Annotated in this window: 2 protein-coding genes and 2 pseudogenes; all 4 read left to right on the top strand. The window is 70.9% G+C overall.

Annotation, left to right across the window (positions count from 1 at the left end):
- Positions 1 to 524, top strand: a pseudogene (locus AC08ON_RS15795) (hypothetical protein); the annotation flags it as partial.
- On the top strand, positions 521 to 1780 hold the full coding sequence (locus AC08ON_RS15790; RefSeq protein WP_476608235.1) for a toxic anion resistance protein: 1260 nt from the start codon (positions 521 to 523) through the stop codon (positions 1778 to 1780). The pseudogene AC08ON_RS15795 and the gene AC08ON_RS15790, both read left to right, overlap by 4 nt.
- 357 nt (positions 1781 to 2137) lie before the next feature.
- On the top strand, positions 2138 to 3382 hold the full coding sequence (locus tag AC08ON_RS15785; protein ID WP_476617242.1) for a VWA domain-containing protein: 1245 nt from the start codon (positions 2138 to 2140) through the stop codon (positions 3380 to 3382).
- Positions 3369 to 3574, top strand: a pseudogene (locus AC08ON_RS15780) (hypothetical protein); the annotation flags it as partial. The gene AC08ON_RS15785 and the pseudogene AC08ON_RS15780, both read left to right, overlap by 14 nt.

Genomic DNA, 3574 nt, shown 5'->3' with positions numbered 1-3574 from the left:
ACCTGGCGATCGCCAGCTATGTCGAGAACGGCGGTAACGTCGTCGCCGACAGCGCCGCGGCGGATCGGGTGGCCGCCCGCTGCGCACCGCTGTTCGTCAAGCAGGGCTATGTCGAGCAGTCCACCCAGGAACCCTTCGACGACTTCCTCACCATCGGGATGGGGAAGACGCCGATGGCCATGATCTACGAGGCGCAGTTCGTCGCCCGTCAGCTCGCGAACGACGGCTCCATCAGCCCCGACATGGTCCTCATGTACCCGGAGCCAACGATCTACGCGAAGCACACAATGGTACCACTGACCGCCGATGGAGATGCCGCCGGGCGGCTGCTTGCCACCGACCCGCAGCTGCAGCGTCTCGCGGCTCAGCACGGGTTTCGTACCGCGGATGCCGCGTACGGCCGCCGCCTGGCCACCGAACGGGGTCTCGCGCCGCCGCCGTCACTGGTCGACGTGGTGGAACCGCCCACCGCCGCCATCGAGGAACGCAAGATTGTGAACCAGGCGCAGGGGAGACCCGGTTGACCACGCAACCGCCGGCCGCCGACCGGAATACGGCACCTGGCAATACGTCCCCCGGCGGCCTGGTGCTGACCCCGCCCGAGCCGGTGGCACCGGTGCCCCTTGACCGGGCCGAACCGGCCGTTCCGATCGATCCGGACGCCGTGGCCCGACTGGACGAGCAGGCTGGCACGTTCGCGCGCACGCTGCTGTCCATCGATGCCCACTCGCCGGCGTTCGCGTCGAAGGTCGCCGCCGTGCACCGGCTGGGGGAGAAGGAGATCCGGGAATCGGCGTCGGTGTCCAACCGGTTGCTCGGCAAGCCCACCCGGGCGATGAACTCCGGGCCCTTCGACCAGACCTCGGCGGTGTCGAAGTCCCTGGTCGAGCTGCGCCGGGTCGTGGCGGACCTCGACCCCTCCCGGCAGAATCTCGACGCCCCCAGAAAGCTGCTTGGCGTGCTCCCCTTCGGCAACCGGCTGCGGGACTACTTCGCGTCCTACCGGTCGTCGCAGGCCCACCTGGACGGGATCCTGCGCGCCCTGCAGCACGGTCAGGAGGAGCTTCGCCGGGACAACGCCGCCATCGAGCAGGAGAAGCAGAACCTGTGGGCGACGATCGGCCGGCTGCGGGAGTACGCCTACCTCGCCGGCAGACTCGACGGTGAGCTCGAGACGGGGATCGCGGCGCTCGCGGGCACCGATCCGGACCGGGCTGAGGAGCTTCGCCGGGACGTGCTGTTCTACGTCCGCCAGAAGCACCAGGACCTGCTTACCCAGCTTGCCGGAGGCGCACAGGGCTACCTTGCGTTGGACCTGCTCCGGCGCAACAACCTCGAACTCATCAAGGGTGTGGACCGGGCGAGCACCACGACCGTGTCGGCCCTGCGCACCGCGGTGATCGTCGCCCAGGCGCTGGCCGACCAGAAGCTGGTCCTTGACCAGATCTCGGCCCTGAACAGCACCACCGAGAAGATCATTTCTGGCACGTCGGAGCTGTTGCGCCGGCAGAGCGTCGACGTGCACCGGCAGGCGTCCTCGGCGACCGTCTCGCTGCGGACCCTCCAGCAGGCCTTCGCGAACATCTACGCCACCATCGACGCCATCGACGACTACCGCGCCGCCGCGCTGGACACCATGCGGACGACGGTGGACGCGCTGTCCACCGAGATCGGCAGGGCCACCGCCTACCTGGACCGGTCGGCCGCGGGCGAGCTCGGCGAGCTCGGCTCGTACCCCGACGGCGGTGGCGAGCTGACGCTGCCGGGCGGCGGCCGGTGAACCGACGGCCGCCCGCGGCCCTGCTCGCGTGTCTCCTGACGGTGCTGCTCGCGGCCGCCTGCTCGGGCGGAGGTCCGGGACCGGCGGACGGGTCCGGCACCGGCGGGTCCGGTACCGGCGAATCCGCGGGCGAACTCACCGTCCTCGCCGGCTCCGAACTCCAGGACATCCAGCCGCTGCTTCCCGATCTCACCCGGGCCCGGCGTCACCCTGCGGCTGGGCTACACCGGCACCCTGGACGGCGCCGACGCGATTACCAGGGGCACCGCCCAGGCCGACGCCGCCTGGTTCGCCTCCGACCGGTACCTGCGACTGCTGCCGAACGGCGCGACGTCCGTGGCCGCGCGATCGTCGATCATGCTGTCGCCGGTGGTGTTCGGGGTCCGACGCAGCCTGGCCTGGCAGTTCGGCTGGACCGGCAACCCGAACGTGACCTGGGCCGACATCGCCGCGAAGGTGGCGGCCGGCCAGCTCTCCTACGCCATGACGAATCCCGCGGCGTCGAACTCGGGTTTCTCCGCCCTGGTCGGGGTGGCGGCGGCACTCGCCGGCACCTCGGACGCGCTGCGCCCGCAGGACATCAGACCTGCCCAGCTGACCTCGTTCTTCTCTGGCCAGGCACTGACCGCGGGCAGTTCCGGTTTCCTGACCGACGCCTACGCCCGTTCCCAGGACACTCTCGGCGGCATGATCAACTATGAGTCGGTGCTGCTGGCCCTGAACGCCGGGCACCGGCTGCGCGAACCATTGGAGCTGATCTATCCCCGGGACGGGATCGTCACCTCCGACTACCCTCTCCTGCTGCTGCGGCCGGACAAGCGTGATCTCTATGACCGGGTCGTCAGCTGGCTGCGCCTGCCGCGGACGCAGCACCGGCTGCAGACTGCCACGAGCCGCCGGCCGGCCCTGCCCGGGGTGGCGTTGGACGCCCGGTTCCCGACGCGGACGCTCACCGAGCTGCCCTTCCCGGCGAGCCGGCAGGTCGCCGACCAGCTGCTGTCCGCCTACCTCGACCGGTTCCGGCGGCCCAGCCACGCCATCTTCCTGCTCGACGTGTCCGGGTCGATGGCCGGATCACGGATAGCGGCGCTGCGCGGACTTACCGGTGCGGACGACACGTTGTCCGGCAGGTTCGCCCGGTTCCGGGGTCGCGAGAAGATCACGATGATCACCTTCGCCGGCCGGGCCAACGACCCCGTGGACTTCGCCGTGAACGACCCGCGGCCGGGCTCCGCGGATCTGGCGGGCGTCAACACGTTCGTGGACGGCCTGCGGCTCCAGGACGGCACCGCGATCTACTCGGCGCTGGAGGCCGGCTACCGGGCCGCCGGCGCGGCCGTTGAGGCCGACCCCGGCTACCTCACGTCGATCGTCCTGATGACCGACGGGGAGAACAACTCCGGTATCTCGGCTGCCGACTTCCGCTCCTCCTATCAGCGGCTGCCGGCGGCCGCGCGTGCCGTGCGTACCTTCACGATCGCCTTCGGGGAGGCCGACCCGGCGGCGCTGCGGGACATCTCCGCCGACACCGGCGGCGCGGTGTTCGACGCTCGTACCTCGTCGCTGGCGGACGCGTTCAAGGACATCCGTGGCTACCAGTGAACCGCCGACGCCGCGTCCACCGCGGCTCCCGCGCCCGGCACCACCCCCGTCGGCGCCGATCCCCGGCCGGGGACAGTGGATCCTCACCTGGTTCGGTTCGGCCAAGAACATCGCCGGCTGCACGTGCGCGCTCGCCGGCGCCGGCGCGAGTGCCGCGGGCCTGGTGGACTGGCCGTTCTGGCCGCCGGTCGT

This window comes from Frankia sp. CoWAU3, assembly GCF_977971855.1.
Note: the sequence above shows the minus strand (reverse complement) of the source record. Positions and strands in the feature narration are given on the sequence as shown.

Coding starts and splice junctions, on each gene's coding strand:
- AC08ON_RS15785 (WP_476617242.1), top strand. CDS start 2,138: ATGCTGTCGCCGGTGGTGTTCGGGGTCCGACGCAGCCTGGCCTGGCAG.